The following is a 3,013-nucleotide window of genomic DNA, read 5'->3' as shown; positions in this document are numbered from 1 at the left end:
GGTCGTCCAGGCCGTAGACGGTGGTGTTGTACTGGTCGTGGCTGCGGAGGGTCTGGAGCAGCAGCCGCCCCTCGGGGACCCGCAGGACCTCCAAGGCAGCCGCAGCCCCGCCGCGTACCGCAGCGTGCGCCGCAGCGGCATCTCCAGGTGCACGATGTCGTCCTGCGGCACGTAGCCCAGCGAGCCCGCGGCCGGGCCGGCCGCGCCGCCGTCGTACCTGACCTCGCCCTCGGCGGGCGGCCGGACGCCCGCGATGGCGTCCAGCAGGGTGGTCTTGCCCGCCCCGCTGCCGCCGATGATCGCCACCAGCTCCCCGGCGCCGATCGACAGCGACACCTCCCGCAGCGTCCGCCGCCCCCCGGCCGCTCGCTGCCCCACCTCGCGGACCTCGATCATCTGTCCTCCCGCCGGGCGACACCACCTCGACGATGGACGATCTTCCGATGCGCGTCCAGCCGCCGGATCCGGTCAGTCGGGGGCGTCGTCGTCGGGGTCCCCGGCGGCGATCCCGGCGAGCGTCCGCAGGGTGCGGGCGAGGACGTCCGGCGGCGGGGAGGCCAGGCCGAGGCGGACGGCGCGCGGGGCGGCGGCGCCGCCCACGACGAAGGCGGCGGCCGGGGTGACGGCGATGCCGCGCCGGGCGGCCGCCGCCACGAACGTCTCGGCCCGCCACCGCCGGGGCAGCTCCCACCAGCAGAAGTACGAGCAGGGATCGGACCGGACGGCCGCGCCCTCCAGGCACCGGGCCACGATCCGCTGGCGGGACGCGGCGTCGGCGCGCTTGGCCCGCACGATCTTCTCGACCGTCCCGTCGGCGATCCAGCCCGCCGCGGCCTCCAGCGCGAACCCCTGCGGGCCCCAGGCGCCGGAGCGCAGCGCGGTGGCGACGCGCCCGGCGAGCGCCGCGGGCGGGACGGCGAAGCCGAGGCTCAGACCTGGGGCGAGGCGCTTGGAGAGGCTGTCGACGAGGACGGTGCGATGCGGGGCGTGCGCCGCGAGCGGTTCCGGCCCGCCGTCCGGAAGGAACGCCCAGACGCGGTCCTCCACGGCGTGCAGGCCGAGCCGCTCCAGCGCGCCGGCCAGCTCGGCGCGGCGCTGTTCCGGCATCGTGGTCCCGCGCGGGTTGTGCAGCGTCGGCTGGACGTAGACGGCGCCGAGCGGGGCGGCGCGATGGGCCTCGGCGAGCGCGTCCGGGCGCAGGCCGTGCTCGTCCATCGCGATCGGGACCGGCGTCACCCCGAGCCGGGCCGCGATCCCCTTGATCACCGGATAGGTCAGCGCCTCGACGCCGAGCCGGCCGCCCGCGGGCACGAGCGCCGCCACGGCGCCCGCGACGGCCTGCCGGCCGTTCCCCGCGAACAGCACCTCGGAGGGGGCGGGCCGCAGGCCGGGCGAGGCCAGCAGCGCCGCCGCGGCCTCGCGGGCGGCGGCGGTCCCCGCGACCCCGGCGGGCCCGAGCGCGGCGGCCAGGACGTCCGGTCGGCGCAGGCGCTCCAGCCCCTCGGCGAGCAGGGCGCTCTGCCCCGGCGCCACGGGGTGGTTCAGCTCCAGGTCGACGCGCGCCGCGGCGGGCTCGGCGAGCGCGGGCCCCGGCGGGCGCTCGGCGGCGCGGACGAAGGTCCCGCGCCCGACCTCGCCCACCACCAGGCCGCGCCTGGCCAGCTCGCGGTACACGCGGTTCGCCGTGGAGCCCGCGATGCCCCGGCGCCGGGCGAAGGCGCGCTGCGGCGGCAGCCGCTCGCCCGGGCGCAGCCGTCCCGCCGCGATGTCGGCGGCCAGCTCGTCCGCGACCCGCCGGAAGTCGTCCACGTGAACCCTCGCATTGCACCGAGAACAATTTCGTTATTGCACCGAGAATACCCCGACTTCTACTCTTGGAGAACTTCGAGTCGTCTGGAGCGCAATGATCTCGTTCGGGGCCGTCGCGGCCATCGCCCTTTTCGCCCTCGGCCTCGTCCTCACCCCGGGGCCCAACATGATCTACCTGGTGTCGCGGTCGGTGACGCAGGGCCGCCGCGCCGGGCTGATCTCGCTCGGCGGCGTCGCCGCCGGGTTCCTCGTCTACGTCGCGGCCGCCACCGCGGGCCTCACCACGGTCTTCACGCTCGTGCCGCCCCTCTACACGGCGATCAAGCTGGCCGGCGCCTGCTACCTGCTGTGGCTGGCGTGGCAGGCGCTGCGGCCCGGCGGCACGACCGCCTTCGCGCCCGCCGACCTGCCCGCCGACCCGCCGCGCCGGCTGTTCACCATGGGCCTGGTCACCAACCTGCTCAACCCCAAGATCGCCATCCTGTACGTGTCGCTGCTCCCGCAGTTCGCCGACCCCGGGCGCGGCAGCGTCGCCGTCCAGATCCTGCTGCTCGGCGCCGTCCAGGTCGTGATCGCCGTCACCGTCAACGCCCTCATCGTGCTCGGCGCCGGCTCCATCGCCGCCTTCCTCGCGCGCAGGCCCGGCTGGCAGCGCGCCCAGCGCTACCTGATGGGCTCGGTGCTGGCCGCCCTCGCCGTCCACATCGGCCTGCGCCCCGCGACCGCCTGACCCGCCGCGCCCCGCTCCGCCGACGGGCGCAGCCCGCTCTGACACGGGCGCGGCCGCGCAGGCACGCCGGACCTTGCCATGATGGGCCGGTGATCGCACCTGAGGACGAGCCCGGCGGCCGGGGGCGGCCGCCCGACCGGCGCCCCGACGCCTCCATGTCGCTGCTCGCCGACCTGTTCGCCGGCAGGCGCCTCGACCCGGGCTACGCCGAGGCCGCGGCGCGCAGGGCCGCCTCCGGCGGGGCCGGGACGCGGCCGCGAGGCCTCCGGGGCGCGGGCGTCCTGCTCGTCCTCGCCCTCACCGGGGCCCTGGCCGCCGTCGCCGGCGTCGAGGTGCACCGCAGCGAGCCGGTGGCCGCCGAGCGGCACTCCGAGCTCGTCGCCCTCGCGCAACTGCACGACATCGCGGCGAAGATGGTCGCGCTGCGTGACGACCATCTGGCGGGCGGTCTGGTCGTGCGTGAGTTCGAGCAGT

The 3,013-nt window shown here is 77.1% G+C and carries 3 protein-coding genes and 1 pseudogene; 2 read left to right on the top strand and 2 right to left on the bottom strand.

Going from position 1 to position 3,013, the window contains the following annotated elements; genetic code table 11:
• Together AB0K37_RS41435 and AB0K37_RS41430 are read right to left on the bottom strand one after the other, a co-directional pair.
• Positions 1-396 (bottom strand): ATP-binding cassette domain-containing protein (locus tag AB0K37_RS41435; RefSeq protein ID WP_363991515.1); only part of this gene is annotated, 396 nt, incomplete at its 3' end.
• Positions 397-468: 72 nt separating this feature from the next.
• A complete protein-coding gene (locus AB0K37_RS41430; RefSeq protein ID WP_363991512.1) occupies positions 469-1,809 on the bottom strand; it encodes a PLP-dependent aminotransferase family protein in 1,341 nt (446 codons plus the stop codon).
• Positions 1,810-1,903: 94 nt separating this feature from the next.
• On the opposite strand from AB0K37_RS41430, the gene AB0K37_RS41425 reads away from it, so the two are divergent.
• Both AB0K37_RS41425 and AB0K37_RS41420 read left to right on the top strand, forming a co-directional pair.
• A complete protein-coding gene (locus AB0K37_RS41425; protein ID WP_363991510.1) occupies positions 1,904-2,539 on the top strand; it encodes a LysE family translocator in 636 nt (211 codons plus the stop codon).
• Between the two features lie 89 nt (positions 2,540-2,628).
• Positions 2,629-3,013, top strand: a pseudogene (locus AB0K37_RS41420) (hypothetical protein); the annotation flags it as partial.

Source organism: Actinomadura sp. NPDC049753, from assembly GCF_040674655.1.
Classification (GTDB): domain Bacteria; phylum Actinomycetota; class Actinomycetes; order Streptosporangiales; family Streptosporangiaceae; genus Spirillospora; species Spirillospora verrucosospora.
Note: the sequence above shows the minus strand (reverse complement) of the source record. Positions and strands in the feature narration are given on the sequence as shown.